This is a genomic window from Streptomyces sp. A 4/2, assembly GCF_940670765.1.
In the GTDB taxonomy this organism is placed as follows: domain Bacteria; phylum Actinomycetota; class Actinomycetes; order Streptomycetales; family Streptomycetaceae; genus Streptomyces.
Window position 1 is genome coordinate 99461 of record NZ_CALNVW010000016.1, and the last position, 13601, is coordinate 113061.

General features: G+C 71.9%; 13 protein-coding genes. 2 read left to right on the forward strand and 11 right to left on the reverse strand.

The window, feature by feature from the left end:
- Nucleotides 1–5 precede the first annotated feature (5 nt).
- From NBY69_RS10030 to NBY69_RS10070, 9 genes are all read right to left on the reverse strand, one after another.
- Nucleotides 6–632, reverse strand: a complete 627-nt coding sequence (locus NBY69_RS10030; RefSeq protein WP_250300115.1) for a TetR family transcriptional regulator — start codon at nucleotides 630–632, stop codon at nucleotides 6–8.
- Between the two features lie 160 nt (nucleotides 633–792).
- A complete protein-coding gene (locus tag NBY69_RS10035; protein WP_250300117.1) occupies nucleotides 793–1725 on the reverse strand; it encodes a VOC family protein in 933 nt (310 codons plus the stop codon).
- An 88-nt stretch (nucleotides 1726–1813) separates the two neighbouring features.
- Complete coding sequence (locus NBY69_RS10040) at nucleotides 1814–2998, reverse strand: acyl-CoA dehydrogenase family protein (protein ID WP_250300119.1); 1185 nt, start codon at nucleotides 2996–2998, stop codon at nucleotides 1814–1816.
- Nucleotides 2999–3051: 53 nt separating this feature from the next.
- Nucleotides 3052–4092, reverse strand: a complete 1041-nt coding sequence (dmpG, locus tag NBY69_RS10045; protein WP_250300120.1) for a 4-hydroxy-2-oxovalerate aldolase — start codon at nucleotides 4090–4092, stop codon at nucleotides 3052–3054.
- A gap of 41 nt (nucleotides 4093–4133) precedes the next feature.
- The gene (locus NBY69_RS10050) at nucleotides 4134–5093 is read right to left on the reverse strand and encodes an acetaldehyde dehydrogenase (acetylating) (RefSeq protein ID WP_374211250.1); all 960 of its coding nucleotides are present in this window, start codon (nucleotides 5091–5093) and stop codon (nucleotides 4134–4136) included.
- Nucleotides 5047–5832, reverse strand: a complete 786-nt coding sequence (locus NBY69_RS10055) for a 2-keto-4-pentenoate hydratase (RefSeq protein WP_250300124.1) — start codon at nucleotides 5830–5832, stop codon at nucleotides 5047–5049. Before NBY69_RS10055 ends, NBY69_RS10050 begins: the two co-directional genes overlap by 47 nt.
- Nucleotides 5833–5998: 166 nt before the next feature.
- Complete coding sequence (locus NBY69_RS10060; protein WP_250300126.1) at nucleotides 5999–7054, reverse strand: ferredoxin--NADP reductase; 1056 nt, start codon at nucleotides 7052–7054, stop codon at nucleotides 5999–6001.
- Nucleotides 7055–7073: 19 nt separating this feature from the next.
- Nucleotides 7074–8780, reverse strand: coding sequence for an FAD-binding protein (locus tag NBY69_RS10065; protein ID WP_250300128.1), 1707 nt, complete (start codon nucleotides 8778–8780; stop codon nucleotides 7074–7076).
- Nucleotides 8777–9649 (reverse strand): alpha/beta fold hydrolase, encoded by an 873-nt coding sequence (locus NBY69_RS10070; protein ID WP_250300131.1) that lies wholly within the window; start codon nucleotides 9647–9649, stop codon nucleotides 8777–8779. Before NBY69_RS10070 ends, NBY69_RS10065 begins: the two co-directional genes overlap by 4 nt.
- Nucleotides 9650–9912: 263 nt before the next feature.
- Between NBY69_RS10070 and NBY69_RS10075 the strand changes: the two genes are divergently transcribed.
- On the forward strand, nucleotides 9913–10500 hold the full coding sequence (locus NBY69_RS10075) for a flavin reductase family protein (protein ID WP_250300133.1): 588 nt from the start codon (nucleotides 9913–9915) through the stop codon (nucleotides 10498–10500).
- 158 nt (nucleotides 10501–10658) lie between these two features.
- Here the strand turns inward: NBY69_RS10075 and NBY69_RS10080 are convergent, their stop codons facing one another.
- Entirely contained in the window at nucleotides 10659–11477 is an 819-nt protein-coding gene (locus NBY69_RS10080) for an IclR family transcriptional regulator (RefSeq protein WP_250300136.1), read from the reverse strand.
- A 265-nt stretch (nucleotides 11478–11742) separates the two neighbouring features.
- On the reverse strand, nucleotides 11743–12714 hold the full coding sequence (locus NBY69_RS10085) for an SDR family oxidoreductase (protein ID WP_250300137.1): 972 nt from the start codon (nucleotides 12712–12714) through the stop codon (nucleotides 11743–11745).
- Nucleotides 12715–12835: 121 nt separating this feature from the next.
- On the opposite strand from NBY69_RS10085, the gene NBY69_RS10090 reads away from it, so the two are divergent.
- Nucleotides 12836–13588, forward strand: coding sequence for an enoyl-CoA hydratase family protein (locus NBY69_RS10090; protein WP_250300139.1), 753 nt, complete (start codon nucleotides 12836–12838; stop codon nucleotides 13586–13588).
- Nucleotides 13589–13601 lie beyond the last annotated feature (13 nt).

A 13601-nucleotide genomic window follows, 5' to 3' on the forward strand; every position in this document is an offset into this window, starting at 1 on the left:
GAGAATCACGGCGCGGGCGCGGGAGGCGACATCCCGGCGAGCAGCATCCGGCAGCCCAGCCGTAGATCCGACTCCACCTCCGGCATCGAGATCCGCCCCTGCAGGCCCGACTGAAGTACTCCGTACCAGAGTTGGAGCAGCAGCCGGACGCGGGTCAGGTCCTCGGGGGTGGGATGTTCCAGACCGATCACGTCCAGGATGACGGCACGGATGCCGCTGTCGATCGCGGCCACCCCGGGCACCTTCCCGGCATCGGCGTTGGTGGCCGAGGTGAGCATCGCGTTGGCCAGCTCGGGGCGGCGCAGCAGTGCACGGCTGGCCTGCTGGAGGACACCGAACGCGGCCTCGTGGGACGGCAGTCCGGCGACGGGCCGCCGCTGGGCGAAGGTGTCGCCGAGGCGTCCCACCTGATCGGCCATCACTCCGACGAACAAGTGCGTCTTGGACGGGAAATACCGGTAGAGGGTCCCGATGGCGACGCGGGCCTGCCGGGCCACCTCGTGCATCTGGACCCGCTCCAGTCCGTTCACGGCGGCCAGCTGGGCAGCCGCCTCCAGCAGACGCAGCCGCCGGGCCCGCTGGTCCGGCGAGCTGGGCTCCGCCGCCGGGCGGTTCTCCGCAACTCTGGGCACTGGCTTCCCCGTTCCTCGGATTCAGGACGGCCGGGACTTCTTCACCGTCCCGGCCGTCCTGGGTGAGCGGCATCAGCCGGTCACGAGCACACCGGCCCCGTGCCGATACGCCGTCACCTCGCGCACGGCACAGGCACACGGCGTCGTAGGGGCCTTCGGGTCAGCGCTCCTCTCCCGCGGGCAGCGGGGCGAAGGCGGCCAGCGGCTGGGTGCCGGACCAGTCGTGGCCCCAGTAGCTGTCGGCGGTGATCTCCTCGGCCGTGTAGTGGGTCTCGTCGACGAGCATCCCCTCACTGCCGTACTCGACGTCCCAGCCGCCGGGCGCCCGGACGTAGAAGGACACCATCTTGTCGTTGGTGTGCCGGCCGAGGGTCGAGGACAGCGGGAAGCCGTGCTGATGCACCCGGTCGAGGGCGATCCCGACGGCGTCGAGGCTGTCCGCCTCGACCATCAGGTGCACCAGGCCGGGCGCTTCGCCGTGCGGCGCGGGAACGACCGCCAGGCTGTGGTGGCGCTCGTTGACGCCCAGGAAACGCACCCGGCGCGGCGGGTCGGTGACCGGGCCGCCGAGCCGCATCGCGCCGCGCGGCAGGAAGTCCAGGACCTCGGTGTAGAAGGTGACCGTCTCGTCCATCCGGGTCGTGGGCAGTACGACATGTCCCATGCCGGCGCCCCCCGTGACGAACCGCTGGCCCGCGCCCGTGAGCAGGGGGCTGTGGTCGAGTACCGGCGCGTAGAAGACTTCGAGCGGGGTGCCCCCGGGGTCGGTGAAGGCAATGGCCTCCTCCACACCCCGCTCCGACGTCCGGTCCGGGGAGAGCTCCTTCACCGCTGTGCCGGAGGCCTCGACGGCGTGCCGTACCCGGGCGAGTGCGAACTGGTCGCGCACCTCCCAGCCCACGGCCTCCACCCGGTCGCTGTCGCCGGGGAGCAGGGTCAGCCGGGCCCTGCGCTCGTCCATGCGCAGGTACAGCCCTTCGGGGTCGGGCCCCTTCCCCTCGGCGAACCCGAGTGCGTCGACGGCCAGTTCACGCCAGCGGTCGAGGTGTCGGGTGCGGACCACGAGGTATCCCAGTGCGCGGATCTCAGCCATCTGTCGTCGGCTCCATCGTCAGGTCGGAACGGGTCCGGGCGGGTCGGGCCGGCCCGGTGCGGGCCCTTGCGGGCCCGGGGCACGGGTGTCAGATCATCGAGCGCATCGGCCCCTGCGGCGGCTCGATGCCCAGGTCGGTGAGCGCCGAGGCGTGGAACACCGAACCGGGTACGTGGATGGCGTGCGCGAGGCCGGTGTGCGCGTCGCGCCAGAAGCGCTGCAAGGGGTTGTCCATGCGCATGGCGTTGCCCCCGGAGCGGGCGACGATCTCGTCCATCGCACGGACCGCTCGCCAGGCCGCCCCGACCTGGATGCGCCGGCCCGCCGCCCGGTCCCCGAAGGTCACTTCCCGTCCGGCCTCGACGGTGTCGTACATCCGGGAGACGTTGTCGAGCAGGGCGGTGCGGGCCGCGCCGATCTCGGCGGTGGCCTCGCTGAGCGCGTACAGGGCGTGCGGGTCGTCCTTGATCCTGGTGCCGGTCACCGTGGTGCGGTGGCGCTGGTACTCCACGTGGTGGGCGAGTGCGCCCTCGGCGATGCCGATGACCGCGGAGGTGATGCCCAGCGGGAAGGCGCAGGAGAACGGCAGATGGTAGGCGGGGTTGGTCAGGCCCGCTTCCTTGGCGGCGGTGCCGTCGACCACCTTGTTGTACGGGATGACCCGGTGGTCGGGGACGAACGCGTCCGTGACGACGACGTCCTTGCTGCCGGTGCCGCGCAGCCCGACGACGTCCCACGAGTCCTCGATGATCTCGTAGTCGGAGCGGGGCAGGATCAGGTGCAGCGACTGCGGGGGCGATACGGGGGTGCCGTCGGCGTCCCCCAGGAAGCCGCCCAGAAAGATCCACCGGCAGTGGTCGGTCCCGGAGGAGAACTGCCAGTGCCCGCTGAAGAGATAGCCGCCGTCGACCGGCCTGGCCACACCCATCGGGGCGTACGGGGAGGCGATCCAGGTGTCCTGGTCCTCGCCCCAGACCTCCTCCTGGACCTTCGGGTCGGCGAAGGCCATCTCCCACGGGTGCACCCCCACCACGCCGCTGACCCAGCCGGTGGCGCCGTCCAGTGCGGCGACCGCCATCACGGTCTCGGCGAACTCACGCGGGTGTGCCTCCAGGCCTCCGTGCGTCTTCGGCTGGAGCATCCGCATGGTTCCGGCCTCGCGGAGCAGTTCGGCCGTCCGGTCGGTGAGCCTGCCCCGGGCCTCGTTGCGCGGGCCGAGTTCGCGGAGCTCGTCCGCCCTGGCCATGATCCTGTCGAGTGCGGTGTCGGCCATCTCTTCCTCAATTCCTCTGCTGCGCTGCGGCCCTGTCGGACCGGGGGGACTGCTCAGGCGCCGACGGCTGCCTTGTTCTTCGCCGCCAGACCGACGGCGATCTCGATCAGCTGGTCCTCCTGGCCGCCGACGAGTTCGCGCCGTCCGGCCTCGATGAGGATCTCCGCGCCGGACACCCCGTAGCGCCGGGCCTGCCGGTCCGCGTGCTTGAGGAAGCTGGAGTACACCCCCGCGTAGCCCATGGTCAGGGAGAGCCGGTCGAGCAGGCACTCGCCGTCCATCACGGGACGGACCACGTCCTCCGCCGCGTCGATGATCTTCAGGGTGTCGATGCCGGTCCGGATGCCGAGCTTCTCCGCGACGGCCGCGAAGGCCTCGACCGGGGTGTTGCCCGCACCGGCCCCGAACCGCCGGGTCGAGCCGTCGATCTGGAGGGCGCCGGCCCGTACGGCGAGTACGGAGTTGGCCACTCCCAGCCCGAGGTTCTCGTGTCCGTGGAATCCCACCTGGGCGTCCGCGCCGAGCTCGGCGACCAGGGCCGCCACCCGGTCACTGGTCTGCTCCAGCACCAGTGCCCCGGCCGAGTCCACGATGTAGACGCACTGGCAGCCCGCGTCGGCCATGATGCGGGCCTGCGTCGCCAGGGCCTCCGGCGGACTGCTGTGCGACATCATCAGGAAACCCACGGTCTCCAGGCCGAGTTCGCGGGCCAGTCCGAAGTGCTGGACGGAGATGTCCGCCTCGGTGCAGTGGGTGGCGATGCGGCAGATGGCCGCGCCGTTGTCGGCCGCGCTCCGGATGTCGTCCTGTACGCCCAGTCCGGGCAGCATGAGGAAGGCGATCCGGGCCCGGGTGGCGGTCTCCACCGCGGCCTTGATCAGTTCCTGCTCGGGGGTGTGGCTGAAGCCGTAGTTGAAGGACGATCCGCCGAGTCCGTCGCCGTGGGTGACCTCGATGACGGGCACTCCCGCGTCGTCGAGAGCCGCCACGATCGAGCGGACGTGCTCGACGGTGAACTGGTGCTGCTTGGCGTGCGAGCCGTCCCGCAGCGAGGAGTCGGTGACCCGGATGTCGAGGTCTGCGCTGTAGGGCATGTGAAGGTGTCTCCCTCGAAGAGGTGGGGGCCCGGGGCCGGTCAGGCCCGGCCCGTGGTGATCTGCCGGGCGAAGCCCTCGCCGACCCTGGTGGCGGCGGCGGTCATGATGTCGAGGTTCCCGGAGTACGGCGGCAGGAAGTCACCGGCGCCCTCGACCTCCAGGAAGACCGCGACACGGGCGAACCCGCCGCTGCCGGGGCCGGGATCGTCGAACTGCGGCTCGGCGCGCAGCCGGTAGCCGGGGACGTACGCGGCCACGTCGGCCACCATCCGGTGGACGGAGGCGGAGACGGCCGAGCGGTCCGCGTCGGCCGGGAGCGAGCAGAACACCGTGTCCCGCATGAGCATGGGCGGTTCGGCCGGGTTGAGGATGATGATGGCTTTGCCCTTGCGGGCGCCGCCGATCCGCTCGATGCCCCGGCTGGTGGCGTGGGTGAACTCGTCGATGTTCTGCCGGGTGCCCGGCCCCGCCGACGGCGACGCGACGCTCGCCACGATCTCGGCGTACGCCACCTCGGTCACCCGGGACACGGCGTGCACGATCGGGATGGTCGCCTGGCCCCCGCAGGTGATGAGGCTGACGTTCGGGGCCTCCAGGTGCTCGCCCTGGTTGACGGCCGGCACCACGGCCGGACCGATGGCCGCGGGCGTCAGATCGACGGCCTGGATGCCCAGTTCGGCGTAGCGCGGGGCGTTGGCCCGGTGGACGTGGGCGGAGGTCGCCTCGAAGACGATGTCGGGGAGTTCGTCCTGTTCCAGCAGCGGGCCGACCCCCGTGGAGCCGGTGGTCAGGCCGTGGTCGGCCGCACGTTTCAGTCCGGGGCTGTCCGCGTCGACGCCGATCATCCAGCGGGGCTCGATGGCGTCCGAGCGGAGCAACTTGTACATCAGATCGGTGCCGATGTTCCCGGAACCGACAATGGCTGCACTGGCCTTGGTCACTGCTCTCGCCTCACTGGAAGATGACGGACACGGAGCCGAGTCCGCCGAACTCGGCATGGAAGTCGTCCCCGGGGCGGACGTCGACCGCCCGGGTGCACGAACCGGGCAGGACGAGGTGACCGGCCTCCAGCCGCACGCCGAACGCGGCGACCTTGCGGGCCAGCCAGGCGACGGCGGTGGTGGGGTCGCCCAGGACCGCGCCGGTGTTGCCGCGGGCGGCCTCCTGGCCGCGGCGGTGCAGTACGGCGGGTATGTCGGCGAGGTCCAGGTCCGACGGCCGGACCCGCGCGGCGCCGAGCACCACCCCGGCGGAGGAGGCGTTGTCGGCGACCGTGTCCGGGAGTCCGATCCGCCAGTCCTTGATCCGGCTGTCGATCAGCTCGATGCTCGGTACGACGTACTCCGTGGCGGCGAGTACGTCCGCCGTCGTACAGCCCTCACCGGGCAGGGCGGCGCCCAGCAGGAACCCGACCTCCACCTCGACCCGGGGGTAGCAGTAGTCGCCGGTCTCCACCGGCACGTCCTCGGACAGCACCATGCCGGAGAGCAGATGGCCGTAGTCCGGTTCGTCCACCCCCATCATCTGCTGCATGACCTCCGAGGAGAGCCCGACCTTGTGACCGCGCACCGTGGCGCCGTCGGCGAGTTGGCGGCGGATGTTGGCCAGTTGGATCTCGTAGGCGTCGACCACGTCGATGCCGGGGTAGCTGTCGGTCAGCGGGGAGACCGGGGAGCGGTCCCGCTGTGCCGCCCACAACAGGTCTGCGGCTTCGGCACGTTGCGCCGCATCGAGCATCGGGACCTCCTGGAACCGAATCGGGAAGGGAAGAGCGAGGACCGGGGTACGTGGGTACGGGCCGTGGGGACACGGGAAAGGTTGCAGTCCCCGTGCGGTCGCAGGAGCCCGCTCCCGCTGAGTGGGAATCGCGCCGGGGCCCGGAGCCTGTCGTCCGGATCAGGCGCTACGCGTCATAGCTGACCGAGAGCCGTTCGGTGAGCGCGGTGGACTGGCAGGCGAGGATGTAGCCCTCGTCGAGGTCGGCCTGTTCCAGTACCTCGTTGCGTTCCATGGCGACCTCACCGGCCAGGAGCCGGCAGGCGCAGGCACTGCACGAGCCCTCCCGGCAGGAGAACGGCGCGTCCAGACCGGCCGCCAGCAGGGCGTCCAGCAGTCTGGTTCCCGGAGGCAGGGGTACCGTGCGGGTCTCGCCGTCGAGCCGGACCTCGGCGGTGCCCGCGGGGCCCGCCGGATCCTCGGACGCCGCCGGACCGGTGGGCTCCGGTCCTGCGAACGGGTCTCCCGCCAGGGAGGAGAACCGTTCGACGTGCACCCGCTCCGCCGGCATGCCGAGCCCGGTGAGCACCGCCACCACGGCGTCCATGAAGGGGCCGGGGCCGCAGACGAAGGCCTCCCCGGCCGTGCGGGACAGGGCGAGTTGGCGCAGTCCGGCTTCGGTGGGCAGGCCCTGGACCGACTCCAGCCAGTGCACGACGTGCAGCCGCCGGGGGTACTCGCGGGCGAGCGCGATGAGCTCGTCGCGGTAGATCACCGAGCCCTCGTCCCGGTTGGCGTAGACGAGCGTCACGGTGCCCGAACCGGCGTGCAGCGCCGATTTGAGGATCGACATGACCGGCGTGATGCCGCTGCCCCCGGCGAACAGGACGAAGTCGGTGTCCAGCGATGCCGGGGTGAACGTACCGGCGGGGCGCAGGACTTCCAGCGTGCAGCCCTCCCGGACGGTGTCGCAGATCCAGTTGGATCCGTGGCCGCCGCGGGTGCGCTTGACGGTGATCCTCGGCTTCTCGCCGAGGACGGGAGAGCTGGCGAGCGAGTAGCAGCGCGCCACGCTGCCGGTCCCGCCACCGGCCTCCGGTATCCGGACGGTGAGGAACTGGCCGGGGCGGTAGGCGAACCGTCCGGCGTCGCCGGGGGCCGGTTCGAGAACGAGTGAGTACGCGTCCGGGGTCTCGGCGAGCATCTCGACGACCCGGACACGGAGCGGGCGGGGATGTGACATCGGTCGGTCTCCTGGAGTCCTACGCCGGATGCGTCGGCGTGGCGCGGGCCGCGTGCCGCGCGGCGATGTGGCCGAACACCATGGCCGGGCCGATCGTCGCGCCCGCCCCCGCGTACTCACGGCCCATGACGGAGGCGGAGGTGTTCCCGGTGGCGTACAGACCGGGGATCGCGCTGTGGTCGGCGCGCAGCACCCGGCTGTGCTCGTCACAGACGAGACCGCCCTTGGTGCCGAGGTCGCCGACCTCGATACGGACGGCGTAGAAGGGGCCCCGGTCGATCTCGTCGAGATTGGGGTTCTTCAGGGTGGGGTCGCCGTAGTAGCGGTCGTACGCGCTGTCCCCCCGGCCGAAGTCCTCGTCCCGGCCCGCGCGGGCGAAGCCGTTGAACCGCTGGACGGTACGGGTCAGGGCGTCGGCCGGTACGCCGATGCGCTCCGCCAGCCCGGCCAGGGTGTCGGCCCGGTGGACGACTCCGCTGTCGTAGAAACCCTGCGGGAAGGGGACGCCTGGCAGGACCTGTGCGAAGGGGTAGCGGGATCGGGCCTTGGCGTCCATGACGAACCAGGCGGGGACGTGGCCGCCGTCGAGCTGATCGTGCACGAAGTTGACATAGGGCGCCGATTCGTTGGTGAACCGCTCCCCCGCCCCGGACACGATGACGGACGGCGGTATGCAGCGCTCCGAGACCAGCGGGATCACCACGCCGGACGGGTGCTTGACCGACGGCATCCACCACGCGTCGTCCATCAGGTCCACGGCAGCTCCGGCCTGCTGGCCCGCGATGATGCCGTCCCCGACGTTCTCCTGGGCGCCGGCGCTGACGTCCTCCCGGCCGCCCGCGGGCAGGTGGCGTTCGCGCAGGCCCGTGTGGTGGTCGAACCCGCCGGTGGCGAGCAGGACACCCCGGCGGGCGCGGATCCGTACGGTCCGGCCCTGGTGTTCCACGACCGCGCCGGTGACCGTACCGTCGGCATCGGTCACCAGGGAGCGCATCGGGGACCGCAGCCACAGCGGGATGTCGTGGTCCTTCAGCGCCATGCGCAGCCGGGCCACCAGGGCGCGCCCTCCGGTGGCCATGTGCCGTCGGCGGACCACGTTGGAGGAGACCCGCCAGGCCGCGACCAGGGAGGCGCGGCGGCCCTTCCAGGTCCGCTTGACCATGGCGAGGTCGTGGTAGTCCTTCGACGTCACCCAGAGGCCGAGCGGCCCCTTGAGGCTGTTGGGCCGCTGGTACTCCTCGTCCGCGCCGAGCCTGCGGGTGTCGAAGGGCAGCGCCTCGATGGTGCGGCCCAGCGGACGTCCGCCGCTCTTCTCCGGGTGGTAGTCGGAGTAGCCCTTGACCCAGAAGAAGCGCAGGTGCGGGCTGCGGTCGAGCAGGTCCATCAGCGGGGCGCCCTGGTCGACATAGGCGTCGAGCCGCGCCTGCGGCACCTCGCCCTCGGTGAGGGCGCCGAGGTAGCGCAGGATGGATTCCCGGTCGTCGACGACTCCCTTGCGGCGCAGGGTCGGGTTGTTGGGGATCCAGATACCGCCGCCGGAGATGGCGGTGGAGCCGCCGAACGTACGGCCCTTCTCGACGATCAGGGTGTCCAGGCCGGCGTCGGCCGCGCTCAGCGCGGCGGCCATGCCACCGCCTCCGCTGCCGACGATCAGGAAGTCGACCTGCTGGTCCCAGCCGTCGGATCCGGCGGCCGGGTTCGTGGCGCGCGTGGCGTCCGCGGTCATCGTGCGCTCCCTTCGCGCGTGAGGAACGCGAGCACCGCGCTCTCGAACGCGGCTTTCTGTTCGATCATCACCCAGTGGCCGCAGTCCGGGAAGACGTGCAGTTCGCCACGCGGCAGGGTGCGCATCGGCAGCAGCGCCATGTCGACGGGGCTGACCCGGTCGTCGCGCCCCCAGGTCAGCAGGGTGGGTGCCTGCACCTTGTGCAACTGGGCCCAGTACGGGGCGGTGTCCGAGGCCGCGGCTGCGGCAGCCTGTCCGGCGAACGCGGCCCTGCCGTACATCTGCCGGGCGCTCGCCAGCGTGACCGGGTCGGTGGCCTGCGTCCAGCGTTCCTCGATGAGTTCCTCGGTGACCAGCGCCGGGTCGTGCACCATCGAGAGGAGCCACCGCACCAGGGCCTCCCGGGTGGGGTTCTCGGTGAAGTCCATGAGCAGCCTGATGCCTTCGCCCGGCCCCGGGCTGAAGATGTTCTTGCCGACGCCGCCGATGGTGACGAGCTTCTCGACCCGCTCGGGGTGGGCGATCGCGAACCGGGTGGCGACGATCCCGCCCATCGAGTTGCCGACGATGTGTACGCGGTCCAGCCCGAGCCCGTCCAGGAAGCGTTCCACGCTCCGCTGCGCGGTCACCATGGGAGGCCCGTCGGCGGGGTCGCTGACCCCGAAGCCGGGGAATTCCAGGATCAGGCAGCGGAAGTGCTCCGCGAAGAAGCCGAGGTTGCCACGGTAGTTGCGCCAGCCGGTCACCCCGGGCCCCGACCCGTGCAACAGCAGCAGTGGCGGGCCCTCCCCGGCCTCGTGGTAGCGCAGGACGCCGCCGTCGGTGGCCAGTTCGCGCAGGGTGGCCCGGTAACTCGTATCAGTGGTCATCGTCCGCCTCGGTCGGGGTGGTTCGGGTGAATGAGGATCGGCTGGGGTGGGGTTCGGGTGCGGTGGGTGCCCGTCGCCAGGACCGTAGGCCGCCGGGCCCGGCGCCGCGGGTCACGTCCCGATCAGCGGGATCCCGGGCACCGGCCCCGGCGCCGTTCCACTGAGCGGGATCCCTCCCTGCGCTCCCGGGGCCCGGTCCTACGGTCGTCGCCGATGTCACCGGTGTCCGGCCGGTGGCCCGCTCACGATCGGAGGTGTCCCGTATGCCGGCCGAGGCGCTCTCCCGCACGGCTCCCGCGGACGTCCGTACGCCGAGCCCCGCCGAACTGCGCACGGCCATGGGCCGGTTCGCCAGCGGTGTCACGGTGGTCACGGGCCACGACGAGGAAGGACCGGCCGGTTTCGCCTGCCAGTCCTTCGCGTCGGTTTCCCTTGAGCCGCCGCTCGTTCTCTTCTGCGCGGACCACCGCGGCCGGGCCTGGCCGCGGATCCGCGCCACGGGCCGGTTCTGTGTGAATGTGCTGGCCGCACACCAGACCGAGGTGTGCGCACGCTTCGGCTCCAGCCGGGGCAGGAAGTTCGACGGCCTGGACTGGCAGTTGTCGCGCTGGGGGGCGCCCGCCCTGCCCGGCGTGCTGTTGCGGGTGCACGCGTCGGTCGACTCGGTCCGGGCGGCCGGTGACCACGACGTGGTGCTCGGCCGGGTGCTGGAACTGGACACGCCGGGCGAGGAACCGCCGATGATCTTCTACCGCGGAGGGTTCGACCTCGGCCGGGACGCCGCGCCGCAGGGCGCGGGGACCGGCCCGGCGCTGCCGCCGGTCTGGGGGCCGGGCGACCGCTGGGGCTGAGAGGCCGGCGGGTGGCCCGCGACCGGGCGGCCACCCGACAGCCGCTGGGCCCGGGGCGGCCCGGCCCCGCGGCTCCACGGTCCCGGGCCGGTGTACGGTGCGGCGCCGCCGTGCTCGGACGCGCCGGTCCGGACCGGTCGGCGCCACCGGGAACGGTGTCAGATCCATTCCCCGTCCCGGCCCGCGCTGATCAGCCGGTCCATGACCTCCGGCGACCAGGTGCGCTCCGGGATCTGCGGCCCGCGGCTGCTGCGGCGTACGGTCTCCCGCTCCGGGAACAGACTGCGTGAGACCTCTCGGGCGGCGTTGACCACGAGGGGGGCCACCCGTTCCAGCCGGGCGGTCCGCTCGTCACCGCTGAGGGAGATGGCCGCGACGGGCCCCTCCGGTCCGCGCAGCGGCGCCGCGGCACACGACACGCCGGGGATCGCCTCTCCCCGGTCGAAGGCGAGACCGTGCCGCCGCCTGATCCGGTCGAGCTCCTGCCGGAGCGCCGGAAGGCCGGTGATGGTGCGTTCGGTACTCCGGGGCAGCGCCTCGGGCAGGAGGGTGTCCACCTGCTCGGGTTCGAGCCAGGCGAGCATGGCCTTGCCCACCCCCGTGGCGTGGGCGGGCGCGTGTCCGCCGACCCGCGAGGGCAGGCCGCTGGCGAACCGGCCGCCGATCTTGTCGAGGTACACGATCTCGGCACCTTCGAGTACGGCGAGATGCACCACCATGCCGGTGCGCAGGTGGAGTTCGTGGAGCAGGGGGGCGGCGGCCTCACGGATCTCGCCCCGGCTGCCGTCCTGGCCGCCGAGTCCGAGGGCGCGCGGGCCGAGCCGGTAGCCGTACGAGGTGTGTTCCAACCACTGGCAGCCGACGAGTTGGTCCAGGATGCGGTGCGCGGTCGACCGTGGCAGCCGGGTGCGGTACGCGACCTCTTCGAGAGTCAGCCGCGAGGAACGGTTTTCGAACGCGTCGATGATCAGGGTCATCCGCCCGATCATCGACGGAGGGAGTTCACAGGGTCGAGGTGTTGCCCACACGGGGTGGGGTGAATCGACGAGGGGCATCGAAGCCTCCGAGTCCTTCGCCAGGGCGACGGAAGTTCACAGAACTGAAATGAATTCTTGAAAAACGTAGCAGGACACTTCCGTCCGGGGAAGACACCGGACGCTCCGGCTCGTGGATCACCCCCGCTCACGGGCCGTGCGGGCACCCCGGCAGGACCAGGGCCGGGGTGCCCGCACGGCGGGCCGGTCACTGCGCGCCGTATACCGGCTGGGGCAGTTCGGCGGCGCCCAGCAGGACCAGGGCGGCCTCGCCCGCCTCGGCCGGGGTCCAGCGCGCCCCCTTGTCGGCGCTCGGGCCGGGCCGCCAGCCCTCCATGACGGTGATCCGCCCGGCCTCCGCCTCGAAGACGCGGCCGGTGACGCCCGCGGCGGCCTCCGACGCCAGCCAGACCACGAGCGGCGAGACGTTCTCCGGCGCCATCGCGTCGAAGCCGCCCTCACCGGACGCGGTCATGGCCTCGGCGAAGACCTCTTCGGTCATCCGGGTCCGGGCGGCGGGCGCGATGGCGTTGACCTGGACCCCGTACCGCCCCAGTTCGGCGGCGGCCACCAGGGTCAGCCCCAGGATCCCGGCCTTGGCGGCCGAGTAGTTGCCCTGCCCCACGCTCCCCAGCAGTCCCGCGCCGGAGCTGGTGTTGATCACCCGCGCCTGCGGCGCGCGCCCCGCCTTGGCCTCCGCACGCCAGTGCGCCCCGGCGTACTTGAGCGCCAGGAAGTGGCCCTTGAGATGGACGCGCATCACCGCGTCCCAGGCGTCCTCGTCGAGGTTGACGAGCATCTTGTCGCGCAGGAACCCGGCGTTGTTGACCAGGATGTCGAGCCGGCCGAAGGTCTCCACGGCGGTGGCGACCAGGGAGGCCGCGCCGACCGTGGTGGCGATGTCGCCGCCATGGGCGACCGCCTCACCGCCCGCCGCGACGATCTCGTCGACCACGTCCTGCGCAGGTCCCGCCGAGCCGCCCGCCCCGTCGAGTCCGACACCCAGGTCGTTGACGACGACCCGCGCGCCCTCCGCCGCCAGGGCGTGCGCATGGGCGCGGCCCAGGCCGCGGCCTGCGCCGGTGACGACGGCGACGCGTCCGGCGCAGAGCCCGGAGCCGTTTCCTGTGGCGTTTCCTGTGGCGTTTCCTGTGCCGCTTCCGGTGGTGCTCGAAGTCATCTCACTTCTCCTTCTCGGCAGTTGCGGGAGCCGGGACGCCGGGCGCCCCCTCCCGCGGTACGCGAAGCACTGCTACCTTCTCACCTAACAAATGTTTGGTGGAAAGGTAGCTGATCTGCTCATGGGTGTCTCCACCTCAAGCCCGCACGACGGCGTCAGTGTGGTCACCGTCGACTTCCCTCCCGTCAACGCCCTGCCCGTACAGGGCTGGTTCGCCCTGGCCCAAGCGGTGCGCGCCGCAGGGGCCGACCCCACCGTCCGCTGCGTGGTGCTGACCGCCGCCGGACGTGGCTTCAACGCCGGCGTCGACATCAAGGAGATGCAGCGCTCCGAAGGCCACGGAGCGCTGGTCGGCGCCAACCACGGCTGCGCCGAGGCCTTCGCCGCCGTATACGAGTGCGAGGTGCCCGTCGTCGCCGCGGTGGGCGGGTACTGCCTGGGCGGCGGTATCGGCCTCGTCGGCAACGCCGACGCGATCGTGGCGAGCGACGACGCCACCTTCGGCCTCCCCGAGCTGGACCGCGGCGCGCTCGGCGCCGCCACGCACCTCGCCCGGCTGGTCCCCCAGCACCTGATGCGCACCTTGTACTACACCTCCCGTACCGCCACGGCGCAGGAACTCCACCGGCACGGCTCGGTGTGGCAGGTCGTTCCCCGCGACGGGCTGCTGGACGCGGCGGTGGCTCTGGCCGTCGAGATCGCCGCCAAGGACGGCACGCTGATCCGCCTCGCCAAGGCCGCGATCAACGGCATCGACCCGGTCGACGTCCGCCGCAGTTACCGCTTCGAACAGGGCTTCACCTTCGAGGCGAACCTCGTGGGGATCGCCGACCAGGTCCGTAACACCTTCGGAAACAAGGAGGAGAAGTCGTGAGCAGCGACACCCC

Coding starts and splice junctions, on each gene's coding strand:
- NBY69_RS10055 (WP_250300124.1), bottom strand. CDS start 5,832: ATGCTCGATGCGGCGCAACGTGCCGAAGCCGCAGACCTGTTGTGGGCG.
- NBY69_RS10090 (WP_250300139.1), top strand. CDS start 12,836: ATGGGTGTCTCCACCTCAAGCCCGCACGACGGCGTCAGTGTGGTCACC.
- NBY69_RS10075 (WP_250300133.1), top strand. CDS start 9,913: ATGCCGGCCGAGGCGCTCTCCCGCACGGCTCCCGCGGACGTCCGTACG.
- NBY69_RS10070 (WP_250300131.1), bottom strand. CDS start 9,649: ATGACCACTGATACGAGTTACCGGGCCACCCTGCGCGAACTGGCCACC.
- NBY69_RS10065 (WP_250300128.1), bottom strand. CDS start 8,780: ATGACCGCGGACGCCACGCGCGCCACGAACCCGGCCGCCGGATCCGAC.
- dmpG (WP_250300120.1), bottom strand. CDS start 4,092: ATGCCCTACAGCGCAGACCTCGACATCCGGGTCACCGACTCCTCGCTG.
- NBY69_RS10085 (WP_250300137.1), bottom strand. CDS start 12,714: ATGACTTCGAGCACCACCGGAAGCGGCACAGGAAACGCCACAGGAAAC.
- NBY69_RS10040 (WP_250300119.1), bottom strand. CDS start 2,998: ATGGCCGACACCGCACTCGACAGGATCATGGCCAGGGCGGACGAGCTC.
- NBY69_RS10060 (WP_250300126.1), bottom strand. CDS start 7,054: ATGTCACATCCCCGCCCGCTCCGTGTCCGGGTCGTCGAGATGCTCGCC.
- NBY69_RS10050 (WP_374211250.1), bottom strand. CDS start 5,093: ATGCCGAGTTCGGCGGACTCGGCTCCGTGTCCGTCATCTTCCAGTGAG.
- NBY69_RS10080 (WP_250300136.1), bottom strand. CDS start 11,477: ATGACCCTGATCATCGACGCGTTCGAAAACCGTTCCTCGCGGCTGACT.
- NBY69_RS10035 (WP_250300117.1), bottom strand. CDS start 1,725: ATGGCTGAGATCCGCGCACTGGGATACCTCGTGGTCCGCACCCGACAC.